The 25,891-nt window shown below is 34.9% G+C and carries 26 protein-coding genes; 11 read left to right on the top strand and 15 right to left on the bottom strand.

Annotation, left to right across the window (positions count from 1 at the left end; genetic code table 11):
* The 7 genes from HRU49_RS04210 to hemA all read right to left on the bottom strand — a co-directional run.
* On the bottom strand, nt 1-630 hold a 630-nt coding region (locus HRU49_RS04210; protein WP_296354475.1), incomplete at its 3' end, for a coproporphyrinogen III oxidase.
* Nucleotides 631-636: 6 nt separating this feature from the next.
* Complete coding sequence (locus HRU49_RS04215; protein ID WP_296354477.1) at nt 637-1,167, bottom strand: GNAT family protein; 531 nt, start codon at nt 1,165-1,167, stop codon at nt 637-639.
* Nucleotides 1,167-1,949, bottom strand: coding sequence for an EI24 domain-containing protein (locus HRU49_RS04220; protein ID WP_296354478.1), 783 nt, complete (start codon nt 1,947-1,949; stop codon nt 1,167-1,169). Before HRU49_RS04220 ends, HRU49_RS04215 begins: the two co-directional genes overlap by 1 nt.
* A gap of 67 nt (nt 1,950-2,016) precedes the next feature.
* Complete coding sequence (gene hemE / locus HRU49_RS04225; RefSeq protein WP_296354480.1) at nt 2,017-3,042, bottom strand: uroporphyrinogen decarboxylase; 1,026 nt, start codon at nt 3,040-3,042, stop codon at nt 2,017-2,019.
* Between the two features lie 29 nt (nt 3,043-3,071).
* Nucleotides 3,072-3,428, bottom strand: coding sequence for a four helix bundle protein (locus HRU49_RS04230; RefSeq protein ID WP_296354482.1), 357 nt, complete (start codon nt 3,426-3,428; stop codon nt 3,072-3,074).
* Nucleotides 3,429-3,467: 39 nt separating this feature from the next.
* Entirely contained in the window at nt 3,468-5,048 is a 1,581-nt protein-coding gene (gene hemC / locus HRU49_RS04235; RefSeq protein WP_296354484.1) for a hydroxymethylbilane synthase, read from the bottom strand.
* Nucleotides 5,041-6,291, bottom strand: a complete 1,251-nt coding sequence (hemA, locus tag HRU49_RS04240) for a glutamyl-tRNA reductase (protein WP_296354487.1) — start codon at nt 6,289-6,291, stop codon at nt 5,041-5,043. Before hemA ends, hemC begins: the two co-directional genes overlap by 8 nt.
* Nucleotides 6,292-6,517: 226 nt before the next feature.
* Here hemA and HRU49_RS04245 point away from each other — a divergent pair, with 226 nt between their 5' ends.
* Complete coding sequence (locus HRU49_RS04245) at nt 6,518-7,417, top strand: AraC family transcriptional regulator (protein ID WP_296354489.1); 900 nt, start codon at nt 6,518-6,520, stop codon at nt 7,415-7,417.
* Between the two features lie 423 nt (nt 7,418-7,840).
* Here the strand turns inward: HRU49_RS04245 and HRU49_RS04250 are convergent, their stop codons facing one another.
* Nucleotides 7,841-8,101: a hypothetical protein gene (locus tag HRU49_RS04250; protein WP_296354490.1), complete on the bottom strand. Its 261-nt coding sequence runs from the start codon at nt 8,099-8,101 to the stop codon at nt 7,841-7,843.
* A gap of 132 nt (nt 8,102-8,233) precedes the next feature.
* On the bottom strand, nt 8,234-8,776 hold the full coding sequence (locus HRU49_RS04255; protein WP_296354492.1) for a hypothetical protein: 543 nt from the start codon (nt 8,774-8,776) through the stop codon (nt 8,234-8,236).
* A 312-nt stretch (nt 8,777-9,088) separates the two neighbouring features.
* Between HRU49_RS04255 and hemH the strand changes: the two genes are divergently transcribed.
* The 6 genes from hemH to HRU49_RS04285 are packed head-to-tail and all read left to right on the top strand — an operon-like array spanning nt 9,089 to nt 17,489.
* Nucleotides 9,089-10,129 carry a ferrochelatase gene (hemH, locus tag HRU49_RS04260; protein ID WP_296354494.1) on the top strand — a complete coding sequence of 347 codons (1,041 nt, stop codon included), beginning with the start codon at nt 9,089-9,091 and terminating at the stop codon, nt 10,127-10,129.
* Complete coding sequence (locus HRU49_RS04265; RefSeq protein WP_296354499.1) at nt 10,130-11,485, top strand: MATE family efflux transporter; 1,356 nt, start codon at nt 10,130-10,132, stop codon at nt 11,483-11,485. It abuts the gene before it with no gap.
* 47 nt (nt 11,486-11,532) lie between these two features.
* Nucleotides 11,533-14,619, top strand: a complete 3,087-nt coding sequence (locus HRU49_RS04270) for a glycosyl hydrolase (protein ID WP_296354504.1) — start codon at nt 11,533-11,535, stop codon at nt 14,617-14,619.
* The gene (locus tag HRU49_RS04275; protein ID WP_296354506.1) at nt 14,619-15,164 is read left to right on the top strand and encodes a CopD family protein; all 546 of its coding nucleotides are present in this window, start codon (nt 14,619-14,621) and stop codon (nt 15,162-15,164) included. The genes HRU49_RS04270 and HRU49_RS04275 overlap by 1 nt, the downstream gene beginning before the upstream one ends.
* 40 nt (nt 15,165-15,204) lie before the next feature.
* Nucleotides 15,205-16,659, top strand: a complete 1,455-nt coding sequence (locus tag HRU49_RS04280; RefSeq protein WP_296354508.1) for an ATP-binding protein — start codon at nt 15,205-15,207, stop codon at nt 16,657-16,659.
* A 47-nt stretch (nt 16,660-16,706) separates the two neighbouring features.
* Nucleotides 16,707-17,489 (top strand): enoyl-CoA hydratase-related protein, encoded by a 783-nt coding sequence (locus tag HRU49_RS04285; protein WP_296354509.1) that lies wholly within the window; start codon nt 16,707-16,709, stop codon nt 17,487-17,489.
* Between the two features lie 218 nt (nt 17,490-17,707).
* On the opposite strand, the gene HRU49_RS04290 is transcribed toward HRU49_RS04285, so the two are convergent.
* Complete coding sequence (locus HRU49_RS04290) at nt 17,708-19,126, bottom strand: Gfo/Idh/MocA family oxidoreductase (protein WP_296354511.1); 1,419 nt, start codon at nt 19,124-19,126, stop codon at nt 17,708-17,710.
* 377 nt (nt 19,127-19,503) lie between these two features.
* On the opposite strand from HRU49_RS04290, the gene HRU49_RS14660 reads away from it, so the two are divergent.
* On the top strand, nt 19,504-19,728 hold the full coding sequence (locus HRU49_RS14660) for a hypothetical protein (protein ID WP_363146264.1): 225 nt from the start codon (nt 19,504-19,506) through the stop codon (nt 19,726-19,728).
* 674 nt (nt 19,729-20,402) lie between these two features.
* Here HRU49_RS14660 and HRU49_RS04300 read toward each other — a convergent pair.
* Nucleotides 20,403-20,963: a hypothetical protein gene (locus HRU49_RS04300; protein WP_296354513.1), complete on the bottom strand. Its 561-nt coding sequence runs from the start codon at nt 20,961-20,963 to the stop codon at nt 20,403-20,405.
* Between the two features lie 211 nt (nt 20,964-21,174).
* On the opposite strand from HRU49_RS04300, the gene HRU49_RS04305 reads away from it, so the two are divergent.
* Both HRU49_RS04305 and HRU49_RS04310 read left to right on the top strand, forming a co-directional pair.
* Complete coding sequence (locus tag HRU49_RS04305) at nt 21,175-22,047, top strand: AraC family transcriptional regulator (protein ID WP_296354515.1); 873 nt, start codon at nt 21,175-21,177, stop codon at nt 22,045-22,047.
* An 11-nt stretch (nt 22,048-22,058) separates the two neighbouring features.
* Nucleotides 22,059-22,232 (top strand): hypothetical protein, encoded by a 174-nt coding sequence (locus HRU49_RS04310; protein ID WP_296354517.1) that lies wholly within the window; start codon nt 22,059-22,061, stop codon nt 22,230-22,232.
* Here the strand turns inward: HRU49_RS04310 and HRU49_RS04315 are convergent.
* The 3 genes from HRU49_RS04315 to HRU49_RS04325 are packed head-to-tail and all read right to left on the bottom strand — an operon-like array spanning nt 22,219 to nt 24,088.
* Nucleotides 22,219-22,884 carry an HD domain-containing protein gene (locus HRU49_RS04315; protein ID WP_296354519.1) on the bottom strand — a complete coding sequence of 222 codons (666 nt, stop codon included), beginning with the start codon at nt 22,882-22,884 and terminating at the stop codon, nt 22,219-22,221. The genes HRU49_RS04310 and HRU49_RS04315 overlap by 14 nt on opposite strands.
* Nucleotides 22,884-23,618, bottom strand: a complete 735-nt coding sequence (locus tag HRU49_RS04320) for a lysophospholipid acyltransferase family protein (RefSeq protein WP_296354521.1) — start codon at nt 23,616-23,618, stop codon at nt 22,884-22,886. The genes HRU49_RS04315 and HRU49_RS04320 overlap by 1 nt, the downstream gene beginning before the upstream one ends.
* Before the next feature lie 59 nt (nt 23,619-23,677).
* On the bottom strand, nt 23,678-24,088 hold the full coding sequence (locus tag HRU49_RS04325) for a BrxA/BrxB family bacilliredoxin (protein ID WP_296354523.1): 411 nt from the start codon (nt 24,086-24,088) through the stop codon (nt 23,678-23,680).
* A gap of 120 nt (nt 24,089-24,208) precedes the next feature.
* Here HRU49_RS04325 and HRU49_RS04330 point away from each other — a divergent pair, with 120 nt between their 5' ends.
* Nucleotides 24,209-25,003: a molecular chaperone DjiA gene (locus HRU49_RS04330; protein ID WP_296354525.1), complete on the top strand. Its 795-nt coding sequence runs from the start codon at nt 24,209-24,211 to the stop codon at nt 25,001-25,003.
* 133 nt (nt 25,004-25,136) lie between these two features.
* Here HRU49_RS04330 and HRU49_RS04335 read toward each other — a convergent pair whose 3' ends face one another.
* Nucleotides 25,137-25,802, bottom strand: coding sequence for a hypothetical protein (locus HRU49_RS04335; protein WP_296354526.1), 666 nt, complete (start codon nt 25,800-25,802; stop codon nt 25,137-25,139).
* Between the last annotated feature and the right edge of the window lie 89 nt (nt 25,803-25,891).

The following is a 25,891-nucleotide window of genomic DNA, read 5'->3' on the forward strand; positions in this document are numbered from 1 at the left end:
AAGAAAACTGTCACCAACTTCTGTTACAAAGTCGTACCAGTTTTGCATACTCATAGCTTCTGTTTTTTTGCAATAATCAAAAAATAATCCGCCAATACCACGCGCTTCTTTTCTATGTGAATTGTAAAAATACTCATCACATCGTGCTTTATATTTTGGGTAAAAATCCGATTGGTGTTTATCGCAAGCTGATTTACAAACCCTATGAAAATGTGTAGCGTCCTCATCAAACAAATAGTAAGGGGTTAAATCTTGTCCACCACCAAACCACTGATCTACGATCTGACCAGCGTTATTATACATTTCAAAATAACGCCAATTGGCATGTACAGTTGGCACCATCGGATTTTTAGGGTGTAACACTAAACTTAATCCACAAGCAAAGAAATTGGCATCCTTAACACCAAAGTAGTTTTGCATACTTTCTGGTAACTTACCATGAACCCCTGAGATATTGACTCCGCCCTTCTCAAAAACATTGCCGTTTTCAATAACACGTGTTCTTCCACCACCACCTTCAGGTCGTTTCCAAATATCTTCCTGAAACATAGCTTTACCATCTATAGCTTCTAGTTTGGAAGTAATCGCATCCTGTAATTCGTGTATGTAATTGAAAAATTTATCTTTCAAATCGTATTATTTATAAAGTTCGTACACCTCCATATCAAGTGGCTGCTCACCAGGTGGTGTATATTCATTAATGCTCGTTTTTTGCCATTCAAAGTTTGTATTTGTTGCAACCTTAACACTACTAATATTGTCTTTGTGCACTATAATTTGCAATGTTTCTAAACCTAAATGATCAAAGGCATATTTAGACAGGTTGTCTATGGCTTTTATCATTAACCCTTTACCTTTAAACCTATATCCAATACAATATGCAAACTCACCTTGATTTTTATCCCAATCGAGTTCTTTGATATAAATAAGACCTGCTAGTTTTCGAGTTTCCGTTTCTTTTAAGGTAAAAAGAAACTCGGTTTTAGATTGAAATTGCTTTATTTTTTTCTGAACAAATAGTTCGGATAATGTAGGTGTTAAATTCTGTTCGAGTGTTTTTGGGAAATAACGTTTAAAGCGATCGGCATTTACTATGCATAAATCCCATATTTTCAAGGCATCTCTAGCATGAATAGGATTAATTTCAAAACCGTCAAATCCAATCATTAATTTAGTTCAATTTTATCAAAGGGTTCAAAACCAATTTCTTCGTCGTCATCAAAAAGTAAGTCTACGGCAATTACCGAAGCTGAGGTTACACTCAAGGGTAATACGAGTATAATACCAACTACTGGAATCAGTAATAACAATAAAAAGCCTATACCATTTCCTATTGCCAATCCTCTATTTTGACGAATAAAAGCAACACTTTCCCTGTATTTAAAATGACGTTCTAGTGTGTAATCCATATTTGCGAAACCAGCATAGTACGCTTGAACTAAGAATAGCAACACCGTTGAAAAAATATTAATTACAGGAATAAACTTTAGAAGTAATATCGGAATGGTTAAGGTCAATTCTTTCAATAAATTTCTTAACCCTATTCTTATACCGCGAACTAACTGTTTGGTGAAATTTGTTTTGATATAATTCTGTGCAGGTTTACCGGTAAAATAGGCTTCAATTTTTTCGGAAACTGGACTCATGAATGGCGAAGACAAGGCCATGATGATGTGCTTATAGGATATTAAACCTATTGCAAAAAGCACAAAGCCAGCAATAAAAGTTGAAATTGCAGTAAATGTATCTTTACCTGAATCCCAAACCCAAATGCCTGCAATCCATTCTCCCAAATTATCGGACAAGGTATAGGCTGTTATAAATATTAAGGCAAAAACAACAATACTGATAATTACTGGAATCACAAAATACCTCCATAACTTCAGCTTTGAAATTAAACCGTAAGCTCCTGAATATACTTGTAATCCTCTAATAATATCTTTAATCATTTCTTCTTTTTTAATTAATCGATAGTTCTATTAAAAGAGACGCTTAAATATAAAATCTGTTACTTTCTTAAGTATTATATTCCTTAACCGCATCAATAAATGCCTTGGCATGATCTAAAGGAATATTAGGTAAAATACCATGGCCTAAATTTACGATGTATTTATCTTTTCCGAAGTCGTTAATCATCTGGTGCACCATTTTTTTAATTTCAGATGGTGGTGAAAATAAACGTGTTGGGTCAAAATTACCTTGTAATGTTATATGGCCTCCTGTTAAATAACGTGCATTTCTGGCAGAACATGTCCAGTCTACTCCTAAAGCAGAAGCCCCTGATTTAGCCATTTCACCTAATGCGAACCAGCATCCTTTTCCAAAAGCAATAACTGGTGCATCGTCCTTTAATGCATCTATAATTTGCTGTATATATTGCCACGAAAACTCTTGGTAATCCACTGGTGATAACATGCCTCCCCAAGAATCAAAAACCTGTACAGCATTACAACCAGCCTTAACCTTTTCTTTGAGATAGGCTATTGTAGTATCAGTAATTTTTTGCAATAATCCATGTGCTGCAACTGGATTTGTAAAACAAAATTCTTTGGCTTTATCAAAGTTTTTGGAGCCTTGGCCTTGTACACAATAGCATAAAATTGTCCAAGGAGAACCAGCAAATCCTATGAGTGGAATTTCATCATTAAGTTTTTCCTTAGTGGCTTTAATAGCTTCATAAACATAACTAAGCGCCTGAGTAACGTCTGGAGTAATGACATTATCAACATCCTTTTGAGAACGAACAGGATTTGGTAAATACGGACCAAAATTAGGTTTCATTTCAACCTCAATATTCATTGCTTGCGGAATCACCAAAATGTCTGAGAATAAAATGGCTGCATCCATTCCGTAACGACGAATTGGCTGTACCGTTATTTCGCTCGCCAACTCAGGGGTTTGGCACCGTGTAAAGAAATCATATTTAGCCTTTATCTCCATGAATTCAGGCAGATATCGTCCTGCTTGACGCATCATCCAAACTGGAGGTCTGTCAACAGTCTCTCCTTTTAACGCTCTTAAGAATAAATCGTTTTTAATCATATTGGATATTAGCTTTTGGCTTTTGGCCTTTAGCTGTGTTTTATTTTATTGATTAAACTGTTTATCATTTTTGCCTCCTTGTTCAGAATTTCAAAAATATTTTTTAAATCCTTTTCAGAGAAAAAATTTAATTCTTGCGAAATAGTTAATTGAGTTTCAACTTCAAACAGCGAACCCATAGCAATCTCTAAGAAGCGCTTAAATTCAACTTCGCTGTTTCTACTGCATCCCTCAGCAATATTTGAAGGAATTGAAACAACAGCTCTGGTTAATTGACTTCTTAAGCCAAATTTTTCCTCTGAAGGTAAATGTTGAGAAAGAATGTAGACTTGTTTGACAATTTCGATGCCATTTTTACAAATTTCAAGTTGTCTAAAATTTCTCATTTTATATTTTTCAAATAGCTAAAAACTAATAGCTAATTGCTATTGCACGTAGTGCATATTCACCAATTCTATAACACTTTCAACTGTAGGTACTTTTGCGATTCGAACGTCTTGAAAGTAGTTTTTTGCTGTTTTTGCTGTGGTCTCACCAATACAAAAAGCAATACCTTTTGCTTTATTTTGCTTAATAAAACTATCCACTGTAGAAGGACTATAAAACATAACTCCATCTAAATCACCATCAATTTTATCAGCATCATATTTGGTTTGGTAAGCCTCTATTTCATTGACCTTAATATTTTGTTTTTTAAGCGTATCTGGTAAATAGTCTAAGCGTAAATCACTACAGAAATAAGTAATCTCATTACCATTAAGGTGTTCTACTAAATAATCTGCAAGTCTCGTCGCATTGGCCTCTGTATGGGTCACTTTTCCAATTCGCTTTTCAACCATACGCTTGGTGCGTCGACCAACACAATATATGTTTTTGAATTGCAATTCAGGCGCCGAAAAGTTAGTAAGCAATGCTTCAACTGCATTTTTGCTTGTGATAATGACGTTTTCAATTTCATTTCTAATGACGCTCTTTGAAATACGATTTAAACTAATTTTAATAGCATCGTTACTTTCTGAAACAACAGCATTATGAAACAACATGACCTGATCGTCAGTAAGTTTTTTTGTAGAGTAGATATTGGTTGCTTTATCACTGCGTTGAAGCTGGTCTATTAAGGTTTTACCGCCTTTACCAATAACATAGTCAGCACAGAATTTAGCCAGATCATCATGCTTTCCTAAAGGTACTACTTTGGCAATTTCAATCTTTTTAGTTCCATCTTTGCTGAGAAGGACACCTTTAAAATTAACCTCTTCGTTCTTAATAAATGCTAGTGCGCCAATAGGTGCTGTACATCCACCTTCGAGTCTATTTAAAAACTCACGTTCAATAGAGGTGCAAATTTCAGTTTCGTCATGATTTATTTTTGCGCAGATTGCTCTTACTTCTTCGTCGCTTTCTAAAGCGGTAATCATTATAGCTCCTTGTGCAGGTGCTGGAATCATCCAGTGTAAATTAATAGCATTTTCCGGTCTTATACTTAAGCGACCAATACCAGCGGCAGCGAAGATGGCAGCGTTCCAGTTGGCATTATCTTCTAATTTTTGAAGTCTAGAATTTACATTTCCTCGTATCCCTACCACAGTATGTGTTGGGTAACGATTGAGCCACTGTGCCCGTCGTCTAAGACTTCCTGTTGCAATTACAGCATCTCGTGCTGATAAAAATTCTTCGTTATTTTTAAAAACGAGTGTATCATTAACATTGCCACGTTTTAAAACTGCGGTTTGTACGATGCCTTTTGGAAGAATAGTAGGCACGTCTTTTAATGAGTGCACGGCAATGTCAATATCTTCATTAAGCATTGCAATGTCTAAGGTTTTGGTAAAAATCCCAGTAATGCCAAGTTCGTAAAGCGGTTTGTCTAATACAATATCGCCCGTAGATTTTAGAGGTACTAAGGTTGTTTTATGTCCCAAATTCTCAAGCTGAGATTGGACGGTCTTGGCCTGCCATAGTGCTAACTGACTATCGCGCGTACCAATGCGAATTACTCTAGACATTATTGGTAGTTTCTAGCTGAAAGATTTTTTTTATAAGTGCAATGCTCTCATCTGATGAGTTGCTATCTTCTCGGAGGTGATGCGCAAACTGATTTGTAATTTTCTGAATGAAATTATTGGTAATCAATTCGGCTTGGTCCTCATTAAAATCAGCAATCTTTTTACGTTGCGTATTTAATTCAGAGTTCTTCAAATCTGTCAGTTTATGCTTTATAGCCTGAATGGTAGGTACAAATTTAAGTGTATCTAGCCATGCGTTAAATTCAGACATGATTTCATCAATAATAGCTTCAGCAGAAGGAATGAAAGCCCTGCGTTTTTCTATGTTGTCATCGGTGATTCTCGCGAGGTCGTCAAGATGAACCAGAGTAACATTGTTAAGCTCAGTCACATCTTCGTTTACATTTTTTGGAATAGATAAATCTAAAATTAATAAGGGTTTATTAGTAGAAATTAAAGATTTATATACGGTTGGGTTTTGTGCTCCAGTAGCAACAACAACAATATCAGAATGATTTATTTCTTGCTCTAACTCTTCGTAGTCCTTAACAATGAGGTTGAACTTACCCGCCACTTCTTCGGCTTTGTTTTTAGTTCTATTAATTAAAGTGATGTGTGAGTTTTGAGTATGCTTAACCAAATTTTCGCAGGTATTACGGCCAATTTTTCCTGTCCCAAAAAGTAAAATGTTTTTATCTGATATATCCTGAATGTTGTTCATGATATAATGTACCGAAGCAAACGATACAGACGTCGCACCAGATGAAAGTTCTGTTTCTGTTTTAATACGCTTACTTGCTTGGATTACAGAATTTACAAGACGTTCAGAGAAAGAATTTAATAAGCCTTGTTTTTTTGAAGCTCGAGCGGCAAATTTCAATTGGCTAATAATTTCAAAATCCCCCAAGATTTGACTGTCTAATCCAGAGCCTACCCTAAACATGTGGCGAATAGCTTCTTTACCTTTATAAAGGTAAGCAACCTCTTGAAATTCTTCAACAGTACCTTTAGTATTTTCACAAAGCAGGTGAATTAATTGATAAGGATGTTCGGCAAAACCGTAGAGTTCGGTTCGGTTACATGTAGATATTAACACAAGACTTTCAATACCGTTAGCTTTTGCTTGATCTAAAACGGTTTGTTTTGCATGATCGCTTAAACTAAAATGACCACGCACTTCGGCATCAGCTTTTTTGTAGCTGAGTCCTATGGCATAAAAGGATGTCTGCTTTTTCTGTTGCATTCGCTTATATAACAATTACTTGTTACTTTTTCCTGAAAAATTCTTTCTTAAAAGCAGAACAAAAGTAATTCTGTTAATTAAAAAAAAATAACGCTAGAAGAACTCAAAGTATCGTTTCTGGTTTTTTTGCTTAGTTTTTTAAAATAAAATGATATTTGTCATACTTTTACAGTAATAATGAGGGGTTTTTCACCTTTTGTTTAGAATGAATCTAAATAATAATAAAATGAATTTGAAAAATTCTGGTCAAAAAAGTGTCGCTAGAGGAACTTTTGCTGAAACATTTATTGAAGATGGCTTTTTTGTGTTAACCTACAAGAACGATGAGAATACAGTTCAGATCCTTGAACGTGATATTGATAGTACATTTATTCAGTTTCATTTTTGCACAAAAGGTTCTGCTGCCTTTGTCTTTAATCAAGGAAATTATACCTTAAATATTATTGGTGACACCTCGTTATTACTTTATAATCCTCAACGCGATTTACCAATACATTTAGAGTTGCAACCGCATTCTTGGTTGGTTTCATTTGTTATCTCGATTAAGAAGTTCCACGGTTTGTTTTCTCAAGATGCTAATTATGTCACCTTTTTATCTGACGAGAATAAAAACAAGAAGTATTATACAGATGGAAAGATAAATCCATCCATGGCTGTAGTCCTAAATCAGCTCATTAGTTTTAACCTAAACAGTTCTATTAAGTCACTTTACTTTAAGGGTAAAGTTTACGAACTTTTAAGCTTATATTTTAATCGAAGTGAGGATGCTGATATTGAACAATGTCCTTTTTTAGTCGATGAGGTTAATGTAGCCAAACTTAAGAAAGCCAAAGATATTATTATTGCTAATATGGCAGAACCACCAACTTTACAAGAGTTGTCTGAGCAAATCGATCTAAGCCTCAAGAAATTAAAAGAAGGATTTAAACAGATATATGGCGATACCGTTTATGGATTTTTATTTGACTATAAGATGGAGGTGGCCAGAAAACTTTTGGAATCCGGAGAACATAACGTTAATGAAGTGGGGCTAAAGGTTGGGTACAGCACCTCTAGTCATTTCATTGCAGCCTTCAAAAAGAAATTTGGGACCACCCCTAAGAAATATATTCAAGCTGCTTTATAAGCGAATTATCATTGTTTAATTTTAATAAAAAAAATGAAAATATTCTTTAAAATAGATTTGTCATAGCTTCAACCATTTTTCTGTTTTCTATACATTTTAAAGCACAAAATAATTTTGTAAGATTACCAAATACTATAAGTGTTTTTGTAACCATGGTTGTAAATAATCAGATTATGGCCAATGTCGATTTCGTTAAAAATAATTAAGCTTTGATTACGGTAATTAAAGAAAAACAAAATCGCTTCGCTGCGACCAGCAAATTTTATAATGATAATTTTAAGTGGAGTTTGGTAAATATGATATTTCTGAAATTCCTCTTTTTTGTTAACAATACTTAATTTTTGGAAAAGATGAGGTTAATTCTTTCTTTTTAATGATATCTCCAGGAGTATCCTCTAGAGTCGTATTATCCTTTTCGTTAGGTTAATAGATAAAACGACTAATCCTGACAACCGTTGGATATACACCATTGGTCATATCTGGATCGAGGTAATATTTTTGACCAGCAAAGGCAAATTCTCTTAGGACATCGTAAGAGTTTATTTTAATGAATCCATCTGGTGTGGCATTCATTTTAAGTTCAGGATTAACAAAGAGGCTTTTTAGGTTAATTTTTTCTGTTTTGCTGTAATCTGTTTGTTCTGAGGTTAAAGCTTTAACGGTGTAACCTCGTTGACGAAGCATTTTTATCATTCCCTTTTCAACTGATAAATGGGCTGCTCCAATACCTGTAAAAACAGATTTTTAGGTATTAACTCCGCCAATGAACTCACCATGTTTTCATTTCTAATAAAGAGTGTATTTTCTCTGTAGAATTCAGTGTTTGCTCCTGCACTTATGCAATCTAATTAGATCTAAACTATGGTCACGATGTAAATTCTCTTGGATTAAATAAGGGTTTTCTTTAGCGTAGACCTTTTGCAGCCATGGATCTATATCTTTTTTATTTGCATTGTAAGCTACTTTTGTAGTTATGTAACGCGATTCTGCTAAATCTTCTAGTCTATAAATTGGTTTTCCACTTTTCTTTCCTGCCTGAAAAATAGACATATCAAGATAGGTTTCTTCTTCAAAATTATCAGAAGCATTATTCTTTCGATATAAATAGGTATTCACAGTACCGGTGTCCATGCGTACTGAAGCACGAACTGCCATTTTCTCAGGATGCGTTAATTTAAACAGGTTGGTGTAAAACTCGCTTCTGTAATTATTGAAAAAACTATTCTCACCATGCATCCTACCATAATTAAGTCTTGGCCACGTTGATGGATCAGAGTCTAGAGCAATGCATTCACTTTCGTTAAGCGCTTTATAAAAGACATCGTCTAACCTAAAGGCTACTATTTTACTTACATGCATTGTGCTTAGTGGTAAGATGGCTCTTTTAAACCGTTATCAGTAATTTCCCAAAGAAGGCTTTGGTTTTTACGCAATAAAAAACAAGTTATTGATATGTTTAACACGAAAAGTATAAGATTTTTTTACCTGTTGTCAATGATTATGACTTATAACGATGTTTAAATACCTAAAACAGCCCTAGCCAAAATGTAAAACGCTTTCTAAAACTAAATTATTAGATATTCCAAACGATGATGATATAAATAAAACCAATAGTTATAATTAGTACTCATTGCCATTTGTGTTGTATTTTTGTTTTTGAAAAATTGAATGATGAAAAAAGGAATATTACTAGTAAATTTAGGATCACCAGATAGTCCAGAGCCTAAGGACGTTAAAAAATATCTCGATGAGTTTTTAATGGATGAACGCGTCATAGATCTTCCGACGTGGGCAAGGACAATTCTTGTAAAAGGAATTATTTTAAATACCAGACCAAAAGCATCTGCCAAAGCGTATAAAAAGATATGGTGGGAACAAGGGTCACCATTAATAGTGCTATCTGAGCGTTTGCAAGAAAAGGTACAGGCTAAAGTCAATTACCCTGTGGCCTTAGCTATGCGTTATGGAAGTATGACGCTTAAAAATGGCATTCAAGAATTGGTAGATAAGGGATGTACAGCGATTAAAACTATCCCATTATATCCTCAATTTGCAATGGCAACTACAGAAACTATTGATGTAAAAGTAGACGATATTGTTGCTGAGTATTTTCCACAAGTTACTATTACGAAAACACCAGCATTCTATAATCGAGAAGATTATATCAATGTGCTGTCTAATAGCATAGCAGAACGGCTAGAAGGATTAGATTATGAACACATACTGTTCAGTTATCATGGTGTACCTGAGCGTCATATTCGTAAAAGTGATATTACTAATGGAAATTGTAAAATGAATGGTAAATGTTGCTTTAAAATGGGTAGTAAGCAGCATGAATTCTGCTATCGCCATCAATGTGAAATTACCACTGTAAATGTCGCTAAAAAATTAGGGCTTAAGAACGACACCTATTCTACAACCTTCCAATCCCGATTAGGTTTTGATCCATGGTTAAAGCCTTATACCGATCGAACCATTGAACGTATGGGTAAAGAAGGCACTAAGAAAATGGCTATTGTTACCCCAGCATTTGTAAGTGATTGTTTAGAAACCTTAGAGGAAATAGCAATGGAAGGGGAAGAAATTTTCCACGAAGTAGGCGGTAAGGAATTTACTGTGATTCCATGTTTAAATGAACGTGACGATTTTGCTCAAGTTTTAGCTAATATGATTGAAGAATGGGCCGCTTTGGATGAAACAGTAGCCGTGTAAATGGCTAAGGTATCTTCAACAGATCTAGGCACTCAGCCAATTGGGGAATTACTCATAAAACAAGCCGTACCTGCATCTATCGGTATTTTGGTAATGTCTCTAAATATACTTGTAGATACAATATTTGTAGGGAATTGGATTGGGCCAACAGCAATCGCAGCGATTAATGTTGTACTGCCTGTATCGTTTTTTATTGCTGCTTTAGGTATGGCAATTGGTGTCGGTGGCTCCTCAATTATTTCTCGTGCCTTGGGTGCTAATAATCAACTTAAAGCTGGCAAGACCTTTGGAAATCAGATTACCTTGACGGTAATAATCACTACTGTTTTTGTTTTCTTTGGGTTGTGGTATATCAATGATCTCATTCCTGCTTTTGGTGGTAAAGGAGAGATTTTTAGTCCGGCTAAAATCTATTATCGTATTGTTCTTTATGGGGTTCCTATCCTAGCGCTTTGTATGATGGGTAACACCGTGATTCGAGCAGAAGGCAAACCAAAGTTTGCCATGTATGCTATGATGTTTCCTTCTGTGGGTAACCTACTTTTAGATATTTTATTTATAAAGATTTTTGACTTTGGTATGGCAGGTGCTGCTTGGGCTACTACAGGATCTTACATACTTTGTTTTCTATTTATTCTATGGTTTTTCTTGTCTAAAAATTCCGAGCTAAAAATTAATTTTAAAAATTTTGGACTAGACTTACCGATCGTTAAAGAAATTGGTTCTCTTGGGTTTGTAACCCTTGTAAGGCAAGCCATTATAAGCGTTACTTACCTATTAATGAATAATATACTATTTGACCTTGGTGGTGAGACCTCAGTAACTGCTTATGCCATTGTAGCAAGAATGCTTATGTTTGCCTTGTTTCCTGTATATGGTATTACGCAAGGTTTCTTGCCTATCGCAGGCTTTAATTATGGGGCAGAACACTATAAACGCGTCAGGGAAACTATAACCACAGCTATTAAATACGGTATTTTACTAGCAGCAGTAGTATTTATATTTTTAATGATATTTCCAGATGCTATTACAAGGTTGTTTACACAAGACCCAAATGTATTAGAAGAGACACCTTCTGCAATGCGATGGGTGTTTGCAGCAACACCTATAATTGGTATTCAACTTATTGGTGCTGCCTATTTTCAGGCTATAGGAAAAGCGATTCCAGCCTTGTTGTTAACGCTCGCGCGACAGGGCTTTTTCTTTGTTCCTCTAATACTGATTTTGCCTAAGTTTTATGGAGAATTGGGTGTATGGATGGCTTTTCCAATATCAGATGTTTTGGCCACATTGGTCACTGTATATTTTCTTCATAGAGAGGTGAAGTTAAATTTGTTACCAAAGGAGAACAACTAATATTTAATCCGTAATTTTAGAATTGTACAATTAACAATTAAAAAAAAATGAAATTCCTAACCATTTTCTCAGTTTTATTATTGTCATTATTTACGCTTAATCTTCAAGCTCAAAATTTCCAAGAACCTGATTACGATGCCTTAGAATATAGACTTTTAGGACCTTTTAGAGGAGGTCGAAGTGCTGCAGTAACAGGTGTGCCAAATCAGCCTAATTTGTATTACTTCGGTGCTGCGGGAGGTGGTATATGGAAGACAACAAATGGAGGACGCGAGTGGGAAAATATATCTGATGGTTATTTTGGTGGAAGTATTGGATCGATAGCAGTCTCAAAAAGCGATCCAAATATATTGTACGTTGGTGGCGGTGAGAAGACAGTACGAGGAAATGTGTCTTCGGGATATGGTATTTGGAAAAGTGAGGATGCTGGTAAAACCTGGATATCTTCGGGATTAAAGAATTCAAGACATGTGCCGAGAATCGCTATTCATCCAACAGATCACAATATTGTTTATGCTGGAGTCATGGGAAATATTTATAAACCAACGCAAGAGCGCGGTGTCTATAAAAGTACTGATGGTGGTAAAACCTGGATAAAAACCTTATTCGCTAATGAGCATGCTGGTGTTGTTGATTTAATTATAGATCCAACTAATCCTAGAATTTTATATGCTTCGACATGGCGTGTGCGTCGTACACCTTACAGTTTAAGTTCTGGTGGTGAAGGCTCGGCCTTATGGAAAAGTACAGATAGTGGTGAAACTTGGACTGAAATTTCCACCAAAAAAGGATTTCCTGATGGCATTTTAGGGATAATTGGTGTTACAGTATCACCTGTAAATAACCAACGGGTTTGGGCCATGGTAGAAAATAAAGATAAAGGTGGCTTGTATCGAAGTGAGGATGGAGGAGAAACTTGGTCTCAAGTAAATTCTGAGCGTAAATTGCGTCAGCGTGCATGGTATTACACAAGAGTTTATGCAGATACTGAAGATGTTGATAAGGTATATGTATTAAACGTACGTTATCACAAAAGTACTGATGGTGGCAAAACATTCAGTACCTATAATGCTCCTCATGGAGACCACCATGATTTATGGATTGCTCCTGAGGATCCACATCGTATGATTATTGGTGATGATGGTGGTGCACAAGTTACTTTTGATGGTGGTGAAACATGGAGTACCTATCATAATCAACCGACATCGCAGTTCTATCGTGTGACCACAGATAATACTTTTCCATATCGAATATATGTAGCCCAACAAGATAATTCTACGATTAGAATTCCGCATCGCACAGATAGCTATTCTATATCTGAAGACGATTGGGAATCTACAGCTGGTGGTGAATCCGCGCATATCGCTGTTGATCCAGAAGATAATGATATTGTGTACGGTGGTAGTTATGACGGTTACCTCACGCGCGTAAATCATAAGACAGGAACCGTAAGGGCGATTAATGTTTGGCCAGATAACCCAATGGGTCATGGCGCAGAGGGCATGAAGTATCGTTTTCAATGGAATTTCCCAATCATATTTTCAAAGCATAATCCAAATCGATTATATACTTTTTCACAGCATGTCCATGTTACCGAAAATGAGGGGCAGTCCTGGGATATAATAAGTCCAGATTTAACGCGAAGTGATCCTGAAAAATTAAAATCTTCTGGTGGTCCGATTACACAAGATAATACTTCAGTAGAGTATTACTGTACCATTTTTGCAGCTCAGGAATCTCCACTTAAGGAAGGTTTACTTTGGGTTGGAAGTGATGATGGTCTAATTCATATTACCCAAGATGGTGGTAAAACTTGGGACAATATCACACCAAAAGGAATGCCAGAATGGATGATGATTAATAGTATTGAACCTAGTGCCTTTGATGAAGGCACTTGTTATGTGGCTGGCACTAAATATAAAACCGGTGATTTTACTCCTTATCTCTATAAAACCACAGACTATGGTAAATCTTGGAAAAAGATTACCAATGGTATAAATGGAGAACATTTTACAAGAGTTTTACGAGAAGATCCAAAACGCAAAGGGTTGCTTTATGCGGGTACAGAAACAGGAATGTACATTTCCTTTAATGATGGTAATAATTGGAAACCATTTCAGTTGAATTTGCCAGTAGTTCCAATAACTGATTTAACCATTAAGGATAACAACTTAATTGTTGCCACTCAAGGTAGAAGTTTATGGATGATAGACGACTTATCAGTTATTCATCAATTGTATGATGCAGATTTAAGCAAACATATGTTGTTTAAACCTAAAGACACTTACCGTATGCGAGGTGGAAGTTTTAAGGGAAGCAAAACAGCAGGAATCAATCACCCAAATGGTGTTATCACATACTTTAATCTCAAAGATTTAAAAGACGATGATAAGGTGTCCTTAACTTATTTTGACACTAAAGGCGATACCATCAAAACCTTTTCTAACAAGAGTAAGAAAAACAAGTTGACCGTTAAGAATGGGGCTAATCAGTTTGTTTGGAATATGACTTATGATGGTGCTGAACGCTTAAAAGGCATGATTTTATGGTGGGCGAGTTTAGAGGGGCCGAGAGCCACACCAGGACAATACAAAGTTAGTCTTAAGGTAAATGACCAAGAGCAATCGCAAATGTTTACGATTCTTGCAGATCCTAGAGCAGAAAGTACTTTGGCTGATATGCAAAAGCAGTTTGACTTTATTGAAAGCGTTAATAAAACTATGGATGAAGCCCATAAATCCATTAAAAAGATTAGAAATATCAATAGTCAATTAGGTGCGTTTCAAAAGCAATATAAGGACGATAAGAACGTGAAAGAGCTGGTTGAAAAAGCGAAAGAACTACAAGAGCAGCTTTCTAATATTGAAAAGCAATTATACCAAACTAAAAATAGAAGTGGACAAGACCCGTTAAATTTTCCAATCCGATTAACTAATAAACTAGGACATTTAAATTCATTAGTTCGTATGGGAGATTTTGCGCCGACCGATCAAGATGTTGCAGTAAAGAATGAGTTAACGGCTAAAATTGAAAAGCAACTAACAGCTTTTAATACCATATTAAAAGATGAGGTGAGGGCCTTTAACACCGCATTTAATGCAAAAAAATTGAATTACTTATTCGTTGAGGATTAATGGAATATAATTATATAAAATCCCTACATCTTATTTTTGTTATCACATGGTTTGCAGGATTGTTTTATATACCAAGGTTGTTTGTATATCAGATTGAAGCATTTCACAAACCTTCTCCAGATAAGGAAATTTTGGGGAAGCAGCTAAAACTAATGGCTAAGCGGTTGTGGTTTATTATTACTTGGCCTTCGGCAATTTTAGCAACACTTTTTGCTATTTGGCTTCTCATTTTGGCCCCTTCATGGCTAGAACAAGGATGGATGCATGTAAAATTGGCCTTTGTTGTATTGCTTTTTCTGTATCATTATAAGACTCATATCTATTACAAACAACTCCAAAATGATATTGTAAAAGTCTCTTCTAACTACATGCGCATTTGGAACGAGGGCGCTACATTTATTTTATTTGCAGTGGTTTTCTTGGTGATTCTCAAGAGTTCAATTAATTGGATATTTGGGGTTATAGGTATTATAGTTTTAGGAATCTTGTTAATGCTAGGCTTTAGACTTTACAAAAAAATCAGATCTAAAAATCCAGAGGCCTAATTGGCTTGATTATTGCTATATTTAGTGAATTACTGAGCTAATGAAAATAAAACAACTGTCGTTAAGAGCTAGAATATTTATAGCCATGATACTTTTGGTATTACTGGCTTCTATTTTAATTGCGGCTGTTACTATTTATCAGTATAATGAAGAGGCAAAAGACTATCACACCGAACGTTTAGAGCGCAAAGAACGTGCTATAAGACGAAGTATTGACTTTGCAATAAAGGAAACGACCTATCCTGTAAATACAGAAAACATCCCGTTAATTTTTAAGAAAGAGATTTTTGATATTGATGCTATTCATAGCCTTCAAATCAATCTCTATGATATGGAAGGACAACTGTTAATTAGTTCTAAGCGAACCATTCAGAGCGATACGACCGAACGATGTTTAGATGCCGAAGTTTTAAACCAACTAGCAGGGACATTAGATCATCGATTTGTATTTAAAAACCAAGAAAATGGTCAAAATTTTCAATCCTCATATTCTTATATCACTGATGGTCAATTCAAAAATTTAGCCATTTTAAACTTACCCTATTTAGAGAACGACGATTTCTTTAAAGAAGAGCGCAATGAGTTCTTATTGCGATTAGGTTTTGCTTATATCGCTATGATTTTAGCTGCTATTGTATTTGCTTATTTTATTTCAAAATACATTACAAAGTCCTTAAAGACTATAAGTGATAAATTAAATGAAATTCGATTAGAGAAGCGCAATAAAAAGATAGATATAGCATCCTCTAGTGAAGAAATCGAAACACTTGTAAATTCATATAATAGTATGATTGATGAGTTGGAAGCTAGTGCCGTAAAATTAGCGACTAGTGAGCGTGAGCAAGCATGGAGAGAAATGGCCAAACAAGTTGCTCATGAAATTAAAAATCCACTTACACCAATGCGTTTAAGTGTACAAAGCTTTCAGCGAAAATTTGATCCCAAAGATGAAAATATTCATCAGAAAGTTCAGGAGTATAGTAATACTTTGATTCAACAAATAGACACTATGAGTTCTATTGCTTCGGCATTTTCAAATTTTGCAAAGATGCCTGCACAAAAGAGTGAAGAACTAGATGTAGTTTATATTGTAAAATTAGCCCTTGATATTTTTAATGAGCACTATATTTCTTTTGAAGCTGACGAAGCGGAAATCATTGCTAAATTTGATCGTACGCAGTTGATTAGAGTAGTTACTAATCTTGTTAAAAACGGTATTCAAGCTATTCCACTAGATAGAGATAATCCTAAGATCGAAGTTAAAGTATTTGCAGATGGCGATTTGGTGAAAATTACTGTTGAAGATAATGGAACTGGTATAACAGAGGAAACAAAATCGAAAATATTTGAACCTAAATTCACCACAAAATCAAGTGGTATGGGCTTAGGATTGGCAATGGTTAAAAACATTGTAGAAACTTACGATGGAAGTATTACCTTTACATCGCAATATGGAGAAGGCACAATATTTACCGTCGCTTTCCCAAGGAAATAATCTAATTACTAGTCAAATCTTAGGGTTTATTAATCAAACAAATTCACATGGCTTACGAGAACATACTTTCAGAATATCAAGATGGCAAAACGGTAATAACTATCAATAGACCAAAAAAATTGAATGCATTAAATAGAGCGACTATTCAGGAATTACATGATGCATTTGCTGAAGCTGACGCTAGTAAAGACACGAAGGTTATTATTATTACTGGTAGTGGTGAAAAAGCTTTTGTTGCAGGTGCTGATATAAGCGAGTTTGCTGACTTTAGTATGGGTGAAGGAGCCAAATTAGCGGCAAAAGGTCAAGCGTTGTTGTTTGATTTTGTTGAGAATTTAAGCACGCCAGTTATTGCTGCAATTAATGGATTTGCTTTAGGTGGAGGCTTAGAGTTAGCAATGTCTTGTCATTTTAGAGTGGCTAGTACTAATGCTAAAATGGGTTTACCAGAAACCTCATTGGGTGTTATACCTGGTTATGGAGGTACGCAACGCCTTCCACAACTTGTTGGTAAGGGCAGAGCAATGGAAATGATAATGACAGCAGGAATGATCGATGCTAATCAAGCACTAACATATGGTTTGGTAAATCATGTGGTTTCACAAGAAGAACTACTTTCTTTGTGCCAGGGTATTGCAGCCAAGATCATGAAAAATTCTTCTGTAGCTATTGGTAAAGCCATTAAAGCTGTTAATGCCAATTATAAAGATGGCAAAGACGGTTTTAAAACAGAAATAAAGCAATTTGGCAAATGCTTTGGGACTGAAGATTTTACAGAAGGTACTTCAGCATTTTTAGAAAAACGTAAGGCTGATTTTCCTGGGAAATAAGTCTATCTAGCTATCTTTCTATGATCTACTACCCCATGAAGTAAATACAATGGGATTATGAGTATTAAGATTACGAGAATAATTGGACTCAATACAGAAATGATAATATATTTGGGTTTCATGACTCAATTTTTCACAAAGTTGAAAACTTTTTAAGTCACTGAAAACAAGTATATTAATCAATACTTGTAATATTTTAACCAAGTCTCCCTAAATCACTATTTCACTTCCCAGCCTTTTCTATAATCTCGAGTGACCCAATCATTAGCTTTTTCATAATTGGTAACTCGCATAGCATTGCCATCCCAAAGTAATTTACGACGACCAGGATAGTCAAAAGGTGCCCAATCACCTTCGTTCTTACCTTCTTTAAGTACTTTATATTGAAAGGATTTAATGGCTAAATTACCCATTAAAACCGATTCAGTTAAAGGCCCTGCATAAGAAAACGGTGATGATGTTGGTATGCCTTCCAAGCAACCCTCTACAAAATTTAACACATGATTTTGATCTTTAATTCTGGGAAGCGTTGGCTCAGGTTTTTTGAAATAATTCATGGTTGAAGATGGCAATAAACGAGGGTTCCTAGAATAACAATCTGTAACTAACATACCTTTAGATCCATAAAAAACACTACCACCATTCCAATCACCAATGAATTCTCCATCTTTAAGCTCGTCTGGTAAATCTGGCATAATTCCTCCATCGAACCAATTCAAATCTACTTTACCGTGTTTCTCAGTATCAAATTTTAATCTTACTATAGAAGATGGAGGACAGGCTTTACTGTAATTAGCTTCTACAAAATCACCAGCCCAAACCGTAGTGCAACTTGCTTCAGCTTCATAAGGGTAACCTAAACCAAGTGTCCTAAAGGGTGTTTCCATAATATGACAACCCATATCGCCTAAACCACCTGTACCAAAGTCCCACCAACCTCTCCATTTAAATGGTAAATATGCTGAGTGATACGGACGGTCTTGTGCAGGTCCCAACCATAAATCCCAATCTAAACCTTCTGGAACAGGTTCGCCTTTATTGATATTTTTAAGACCTTGTGGCCAGACAGGTCTATTGGTCCAACAATCCACTTTCTCTATTGTGCCAATGATACCAGAATCTATCCACTCTTGTGCCTCTCTAATGCCATTGCTCGAGCTTCCTTGATTACCCATTTGAGTAACAATACCGGTTTCTTGAGCAATTTTTGCCATTAATCGTGCTTCATGAATATTATGTGTCAACGGTTTTTCGACATAAGCATGCTTTTTTGCACGCATAAATGGTAGCGAAATTATAGCATGTGTATGATCTGGAGTTCCAACCGAAAATGCATCAATCTCATTAATATGAACATCGTATAATTTTCTGAAGTCTTTATATCTTTTGGTGTTAGGATGCATTTTATAGCTTGCTTCAGCCATTCTATCGTCAACATCACAAAGTGCAACAAACTTTACTTTTTTAGTGGCTGTTAGCTCTTTTACAACACCACCACCACGACCACCAACACCAATGGAAGCAATATAAAGCGTATCGCTTGGAGGTACATGAGATTTTCCTAAAACAAAGCTAGGTACAATAGTAAATGCTGCCGTTGCACCAGCTGTTTTTTTTATAAAATTTCTACGTTCCATAAATAAAAGATAGTATTGATTAGAATGATATCAAGTTACAAAAAAAAGTGTCTTAAAACTCGGTTGAGGTTTTGACGAGTTAGTTTTTTGAAAACTACAAATTCTAGTTAGAATCACTCATGTATTCTATTAACTTTGAGTATGCATAAAACAAGATAGTAAAAGGTCTTGGTACACAACAAAATGTTGGTATCGATTTTTTAAATTATCCCACGAGTGACGATTTGATTTTCTTAAATATTGCCGTAAAGAGGTTGAATCCATAGCTTCTAATTAGACTCAATATTTAGATGTTTTTTCAAAGACAAGTGTCAATAAAGTAGCTAGTCTAGATTTAGGAATGGTATATTTAATGGATAGCTATCAAGGTTGTGAATATGGATGGTGTATACTATTACGCCAGAAACAGCCATGAGTTTTGGGGTTACAGTATAGGAATAGACTTTGAGCGAATAATTTTAATTAAGAACACTCCACCAAAATTATTGGAAGATTTTATCAGAAGAGAAAGTTGGAGAGCACATGCTGTAGTAATGTCTGGAAATAAGGACTGTTATCAACCAGCTGAGCAAAGCTATCAATTAATACGACAGTGTTTATAGGTCTTCGTAAAGTATAGGCATCTTGTGGGGATTATTACTAAAAGCGCACTACTAATAAGAGATTTGGGTACATTGAATAAACTGAGAAAAGCGCAACATATTGCCGTTAATACGTTCATCACATTGTTAAATAGGGACCAGACGCATTCATGAACCACAAACAGCAACAATTACAAAGCGTCTTGAAGCGGTTAAATAATTAGGCCAAAATAGTATTCCTGCTAATGTATTATTAGCATCTATGTATTCCTTAAATAAATAGTCATGAAATTTTGTCTATGACACAAGCAGCTTTTGATGCAGGCCACTTTAGTATAGTGCACACCACTGTTAGACCAACGGTGCTAATAGAGAAATAATTACAAATTGGATTAAAAAGCCCATTCCAGATTTTGCTAATAAGGTGTTGTATCAAATAGCATCTTGCCACAGCGGAATCTTAAATGATAGTAGATTTGATAAACGAATCCATGGAGAAGGTCAAATTGCAAAACAAATTAATGATTTAATAGCCTTGGCAAAATCAAAATATTTTAAAAATAAAAAACACCAACACTTAATGCTAGCTTACATAAAACTTATAAAGATGGACAGCTTCAATTATTTTAAAAAAACAAAGATGGGCTTGCAGAAGCCCATCCCTAACTAAATTAACTAATATATAAACAACAAATTTATATTCTAAAGTTCTTAGTGTAAATCCTGTCATTGGTTTTAATGACCGCTTTGTAATTACCAGGATTTGTTTCATCTAATCGGTAAACTCTGCTCAAAATTTCTGCTTCTTCTTTAACGTTCTCAGAGAATATTAATTCTCCATAATAATAGAGTTTAACACTCATTACATTAGTATCGAATGCAATTTTTGAAATAATAAGCTGACTTTCCTTTGTTCTCAAAACAGGCTTATAGATTTTTTCTTGAGACTCTATTAAGAGTTCAACAACTCGATCTTTAACAATTAGGTCTATAACTTCAATTTCAAAATCCCTTGTAATTTCAATGGTATACGTGTCATCGCTTAACTGGCTAAAGTTTAGTAACTGAGTTAAGTTCCCGTTGTAGTTAACACTACCTTTGAAAATAACGTCACCTTTAGAACTTTTTACCACTATATTATCACCTTTGTTAATGGTTTTTATATATAATGTATTATCTAAAGTTTCGCTTGCATAAGCTGTGGATGTTCCAAACATCACGGCTACTACTAAAATACTTTTAATTACTGTTTTCATCTTTTTTCTGTTTTGGGGTTAAATCAATTTAACATGACAAATGTATTCCAGAATTAGACTCAAAAAAACAAGCCATTTGGCTAATTTGTGTGTAAAATTAACCTAAATTAAGTGTTGAAAATTATTTAGGGTTAAAAGAGAATATATTTTTGATAATTGTACATAGATTTCATTTTTTGTTATGAACTAACTTTGTGTTAATCGCAATGCTATGAAAACGCGTAAACCTACATTAGAAAAAATAAGCCCAGAGTTTGGTAGCTCGATGAGAGTGATTAAACACGAATCTGATATTGGTGAGAAAAAGCCATATTGGCATTTTCATCCTGAAATCGAGTTAGTGTATGTAAATAAAGGAAAGGGCAAACGTCATATAGGCAATCATTTGTCATATTTTAATAATAGTCAGTTGTTGTTAATAGGCTCTAACCTTCCTCATAATGGATTTACAGATAGACTAACCGTTAATGGAACTGAGACTATTGTGCAGTTTAGACCAGATTTTTTAGGGGAGCACTTTTTTGATATTCCTGAGATGGAAAGAATTATAAGTCTATTTGAGCGCGCTAAGAGTGGTATATTATTTGGTATTCCGACCAAACAGAAACTCGGTAAACGAATAGAAAAGCTCTCAGAGAAGGAAGGATTTAAAAAAATACTAGTGCTTCTGGAGATTTTGCACGGACTTGCCAAGGCTAGGGATTATACAATACTAAATGCAGATGGCTATACCTTTGAAGCAGAACCTCAGGATAGTGCTAAGATTGATAAAATATTTAAGCATATAAATAACAACTTCAAGGAGCATATAAGTTTGGACGAAATAGCTGAAGAGGTAAGTATGACGGTTCCAGCATTTTGTAGATATTTTAAAAAAGTAACAGGTAAAACATTTACCAAGTTAGTTAACGAATACAGAGTTGTACACGCCACAAAACTATTATCTGAAAGTCAGATGAGTATCACGGATATTAGTTTTGAATGTGGCTTCAATAATTTTTCTCATTTTAATAAACTATTTAAGGAGTTTACGGGTAAGTGTGCTTCAAAATACAGGAAAGAATTAAAACTAATGGTTCAGTAAAATCTAGAATTATGGATAAGAAAATTAACGTTGCCATTGATTATTATACAGAGCAAGGAGATAGAATCCTCAGGAAGGTAAATACGGCTTCAAATATAACAGCCGATGAGTTGATTAAATATGGTGAGGAAATGGCTGTTATTGAATATAAATTAACAGCTTTAGAAATAGCTAAAGAGAATTAAACATCCCTTCCCATTCTCTGTAAAATTGCTTGAGATAGTGCTCCATAAATTGGTGCCTTTCAATAGCTAGTTTCTTTCCTGTTTTAGTGTTCATTTGGTCCTTTAACAGTAATAACTTTTCGTAGAAGTGATTTATAGTTGGTGCGTTAGCTGCTTTATATTCTGCTTTGGTCATCTTGAGATTGGGTTTAATCTCAGGGTTGTAAAGTGGTCGATTTTTAAAACCACCATAATTAAAGCAACGTGCTATACCGATCGCTCCAATCGCATCTAGTCTGTCTGCATCTTGGACAACGAGCATTTCTTTAGAACTGAAGGATGTATTTAGACCAAATGAATTTTTAAAAGATATATTTTCAATAATCTTACTTACATGCTCTATTATGGCACTATCAACATTTTGCAGTAATAAGAACTCACGTGCCATTTTAGGACCAATAGATTCATCTCCTTTGTGAAATTTAGAATCCGCAATATCATGTAATAACGCTGATAGCTTTACTACCATAATATCCACATCTTCGTATTTGGCAATGAGTTGGGTAGTGTTATAAACTCTTAAGGTGTGAAACCAGTCATGACCGCCTTCGGCATGCTCAAGTTCTTTTTTTACGAAAGCTATAGTAGCATCTATTATCGCAGTATCGTTCATTATACAATACTACTTTTTACCTGAGCTTCAACTAAACGGATCAGCTCTAATTTATCTTCATGTTGATTAATAGACATGGGCTTATGAACGCTGAAGGTAATTTTTGAGCCCAGTCCCATTGGGAATTTCCCATATCTTAACGTTTTCCAAGAATTATTGATCGTAATCGGTACAATTAAAGCGTCAGGTGTATGGTTTATCATAGCTAAAAGGCCTTTGGTTTTAAAAGGTTTTGGATTTCCATCTCTACTCCGTGTTCCTTCGGGAAAAATAACAGCAGCCCAGTTATTTTGAGAAATACGTTTGGCAAAATTTTCTATGGCTTTAATAGAACCAATAGGATCCTTTCGGTCAATCAATACAGAACCACCGTGTCTTAAATTATAGGAAACACTTGGGATGCCTCTACCCAACTCTTTTTTACTAATAAACTTAACATGATGTTTACGTAAATACCATATTAATGGTGGAATATCGTACATGCTTTGATGATTGGCCACGATTATTAACGGTTTACCTTTTTCGATTTGATAAGGGTTTGTAAAAGAAAAGGTTGTACCGAGTACATTAAGAGATCTCATAATGAAAAACTGAAGCAAATCAACACTCATTTTATGTGCTTGATAACCAAAAACATTTTTACAAAACCATTGTATGGGATGGAAAATAATGATGGTAAGACCAAAGCAAATAAAGTATAACACTGTAATTGGATAAGCCATAAGTTTAATCATGGTATAAAATTAAAAAACCACGATGTAAATCGTGGTTTTTTAAAGTTAATTTTAGAATATTAACAATGCTCATTGTAAGCATCCATAAGGTTTTCTGCAATTAACTCTGCAGGTCTACCTTCTATATGGTGACGCTCTAACATATGTACTAATTCTCCATCTTTAAAAAGTGCCATACTTGGCGAACTTGGCGGGAAAGGAATCATATATTCTCTTGCTTTGTCTGTCGCTTCCTTGTCTACACCTGCAAATACCGTGACTAAATTAGTTGGGTGTTTTTCATTTTGCAAACTCATGCGAGCACCTGGTCTAGCGTTGGCTGCTGCACAACCACAAACTGAATTCACAACAACTAATGTCGTGCCTCCTTTAGCAAGTGCATTATCAACCGCTTCAGTCGTGTGTAATTCTTCAAAACCGACATTGGTTAAATCTTCACGCATTGGTTTTACTAATTCTGCTGGATACATATTCTTTGTATTTAATTATCATTATTTGATAATGCAAAGATACCAAATGTGTAACAATTAGTATCGTCAATACACTAACTAATAGTATATTTATGCATTCATAAAAACTATAGTTAACATATGAGTTTTGCAAAGTGGATTGGAGGAGCAATAGGTTGGTCATTTGGTGGGCCAATCGGTGCTATAATTGGTATTGCTTTAGGTAGTTTTGTAGACAATATTTCCGGGAATGGTACTCCTTTACTCGGTGAACAACAAACAGGAAGATCGCAGAAACGAGATCCTTATCGTCAACGACCAAAACAAACGAGAAGGGACCAAAAACCTAAAACACAATCAGGTGATTTTGAAGTGAGTTTACTCATTTTGGCATCCATAATTATTAAAGCAGATGGTAAGCAAGATCAACGTGAATTAGATTTTGTAAGACAACAATTTAGAAATATGTATGGTGCAGATCGTGCAAATCATGCTTTTGAATTGTTTAAGCGTATTACTAAGCAAAATATCTCCATGCGTCAAGTATGTTTACAGATCAAACAGATGATGGATCACGCCTCTAGATTGCAATTGCTTCATTTTTTATTTGGAATAGCAAAAGCAGATGGGCATGTTGCTGAATCTGAGGTAAATGAAATTTACAGAATGTCTGGATATTTAGGCATTAGTAGGAAGGATTTTGATAGTATAAAGGCCATGTTCTATGACATGACTAATAATGCTTATAAAATCTTAGAAGTTGATAAAAATGCATCTGATGATGCCGTTAAAAAGGCATATCGAAAAATGGCTAAAAAGTACCATCCAGATCGCGTTGGTCATTTAGGTAAGGAACACCAGACGGGTGCTGAGGATAAGTTCAGACAAGTGCAAGAAGCCTATGAGCATATACAAGCAGAACGTGGCTTTAAGTAGCGTAAAGTCTTGTTACAAGCAATCCAAGCAGAAGTAATTGCACAGAGAGGCTCAAAACTTAAAATTACGATCTAAATAATAGACCCTGTGAACGCGATTAAAATTTAAGGACAATATATGATGTAGATATTGCCTATTTTAAACTGGCAGCGACCTTTTTTACGTAACCTGATGCAGCTTCTGTAGCACTCTCGGGATTATCGATTTTACTGGTTACAATGGCAACAAGCTGTTTGTCATCGGCGGCCTTTAAATCGTAAATAGTAGTTTCTAAAATATAAATTTTAGATGTTCTTTCAGTAATGGTTTCAGGAACATAATTTCCGAGTGTTGTCATTGACATAGGGTGCCCATAATATCGGTAAAAACCACCATAATATCTTGGATAATATCCATAATAATTACCACCTTCATAATAACCACCATCTCGTTCTAGTCTAGTTTCTTCTTGGTAATCTTTCATTACAGTTAATACAACACCGTCAAAACCTTCATTATCTAGAAGTTTTTTAATCTTTTCTTGATTCGCCTCAGATTGTTCGTCATTTGGTTTCATATCACCAAATTTAGAATAACTTGCAGTTGCATTATAACCTTTCGAAGTCATTTGTTTTACAATTTCATTCTCAAAAGCTAAACGCGCTTGCTTGTTATTTGAACGCGCAACAACTAAAAAATTCCTACTCTTAACATTAGAGACATCGTCACTTTTCCAAGAGTCTAAAACTTTAACGCTTGAACAATTTTGAAAAAGAAATACTGAAAATACCAATATTATTATAGAAACATATCTTTTCATCTTAAACCAAATTTAATTTTAAATTCAAATTAATATAATATCTATAAAATGACAAAATTTTTGCCTAGAAATTAATGTTCATGTTTAAA

The organism is Winogradskyella sp. (assembly GCF_013213975.1).
Taxonomy (GTDB): domain Bacteria; phylum Bacteroidota; class Bacteroidia; order Flavobacteriales; family Flavobacteriaceae; genus Winogradskyella.

Coding starts and splice junctions, on each gene's coding strand:
- HRU49_RS04310 (WP_296354517.1), top strand. CDS start 22,059: ATGGATAAGAAAATTAACGTTGCCATTGATTATTATACAGAGCAAGGA.
- hemH (WP_296354494.1), top strand. CDS start 9,089: ATGAAAAAAGGAATATTACTAGTAAATTTAGGATCACCAGATAGTCCA.
- HRU49_RS04315 (WP_296354519.1), bottom strand. CDS start 22,884: ATGAACGATACTGCGATAATAGATGCTACTATAGCTTTCGTAAAAAAA.
- HRU49_RS04255 (WP_296354492.1), bottom strand. CDS start 8,776: ATGCATGTAAGTAAAATAGTAGCCTTTAGGTTAGACGATGTCTTTTAT.
- HRU49_RS04305 (WP_296354515.1), top strand. CDS start 21,175: ATGAAAACGCGTAAACCTACATTAGAAAAAATAAGCCCAGAGTTTGGT.
- HRU49_RS04275 (WP_296354506.1), top strand. CDS start 14,619: ATGGAATATAATTATATAAAATCCCTACATCTTATTTTTGTTATCACA.
- HRU49_RS14660 (WP_363146264.1), top strand. CDS start 19,504: ATGGATGGTGTATACTATTACGCCAGAAACAGCCATGAGTTTTGGGGT.
- HRU49_RS04220 (WP_296354478.1), bottom strand. CDS start 1,949: ATGATTAAAGATATTATTAGAGGATTACAAGTATATTCAGGAGCTTAC.
- HRU49_RS04300 (WP_296354513.1), bottom strand. CDS start 20,963: ATGAAAACAGTAATTAAAAGTATTTTAGTAGTAGCCGTGATGTTTGGA.
- HRU49_RS04215 (WP_296354477.1), bottom strand. CDS start 1,167: ATGATTGGATTTGACGGTTTTGAAATTAATCCTATTCATGCTAGAGAT.
- hemC (WP_296354484.1), bottom strand. CDS start 5,048: ATGTCTAGAGTAATTCGCATTGGTACGCGCGATAGTCAGTTAGCACTA.
- HRU49_RS04250 (WP_296354490.1), bottom strand. CDS start 8,101: ATGCTTCGTCAACGAGGTTACACCGTTAAAGCTTTAACCTCAGAACAA.
- HRU49_RS04270 (WP_296354504.1), top strand. CDS start 11,533: ATGAAATTCCTAACCATTTTCTCAGTTTTATTATTGTCATTATTTACG.
- HRU49_RS04325 (WP_296354523.1), bottom strand. CDS start 24,088: ATGTATCCAGCAGAATTAGTAAAACCAATGCGTGAAGATTTAACCAAT.
- HRU49_RS04285 (WP_296354509.1), top strand. CDS start 16,707: ATGGCTTACGAGAACATACTTTCAGAATATCAAGATGGCAAAACGGTA.
- hemE (WP_296354480.1), bottom strand. CDS start 3,042: ATGATTAAAAACGATTTATTCTTAAGAGCGTTAAAAGGAGAGACTGTT.
- HRU49_RS04320 (WP_296354521.1), bottom strand. CDS start 23,618: ATGATTAAACTTATGGCTTATCCAATTACAGTGTTATACTTTATTTGC.
- HRU49_RS04335 (WP_296354526.1), bottom strand. CDS start 25,802: ATGAAAAGATATGTTTCTATAATAATATTGGTATTTTCAGTATTTCTT.
- HRU49_RS04265 (WP_296354499.1), top strand. CDS start 10,130: ATGGCTAAGGTATCTTCAACAGATCTAGGCACTCAGCCAATTGGGGAA.
- hemA (WP_296354487.1), bottom strand. CDS start 6,291: ATGCAACAGAAAAAGCAGACATCCTTTTATGCCATAGGACTCAGCTAC.
- HRU49_RS04280 (WP_296354508.1), top strand. CDS start 15,205: ATGAAAATAAAACAACTGTCGTTAAGAGCTAGAATATTTATAGCCATG.
- HRU49_RS04330 (WP_296354525.1), top strand. CDS start 24,209: ATGAGTTTTGCAAAGTGGATTGGAGGAGCAATAGGTTGGTCATTTGGT.
- HRU49_RS04245 (WP_296354489.1), top strand. CDS start 6,518: ATGAATTTGAAAAATTCTGGTCAAAAAAGTGTCGCTAGAGGAACTTTT.
- HRU49_RS04230 (WP_296354482.1), bottom strand. CDS start 3,428: ATGAGAAATTTTAGACAACTTGAAATTTGTAAAAATGGCATCGAAATT.
- HRU49_RS04290 (WP_296354511.1), bottom strand. CDS start 19,126: ATGGAACGTAGAAATTTTATAAAAAAAACAGCTGGTGCAACGGCAGCA.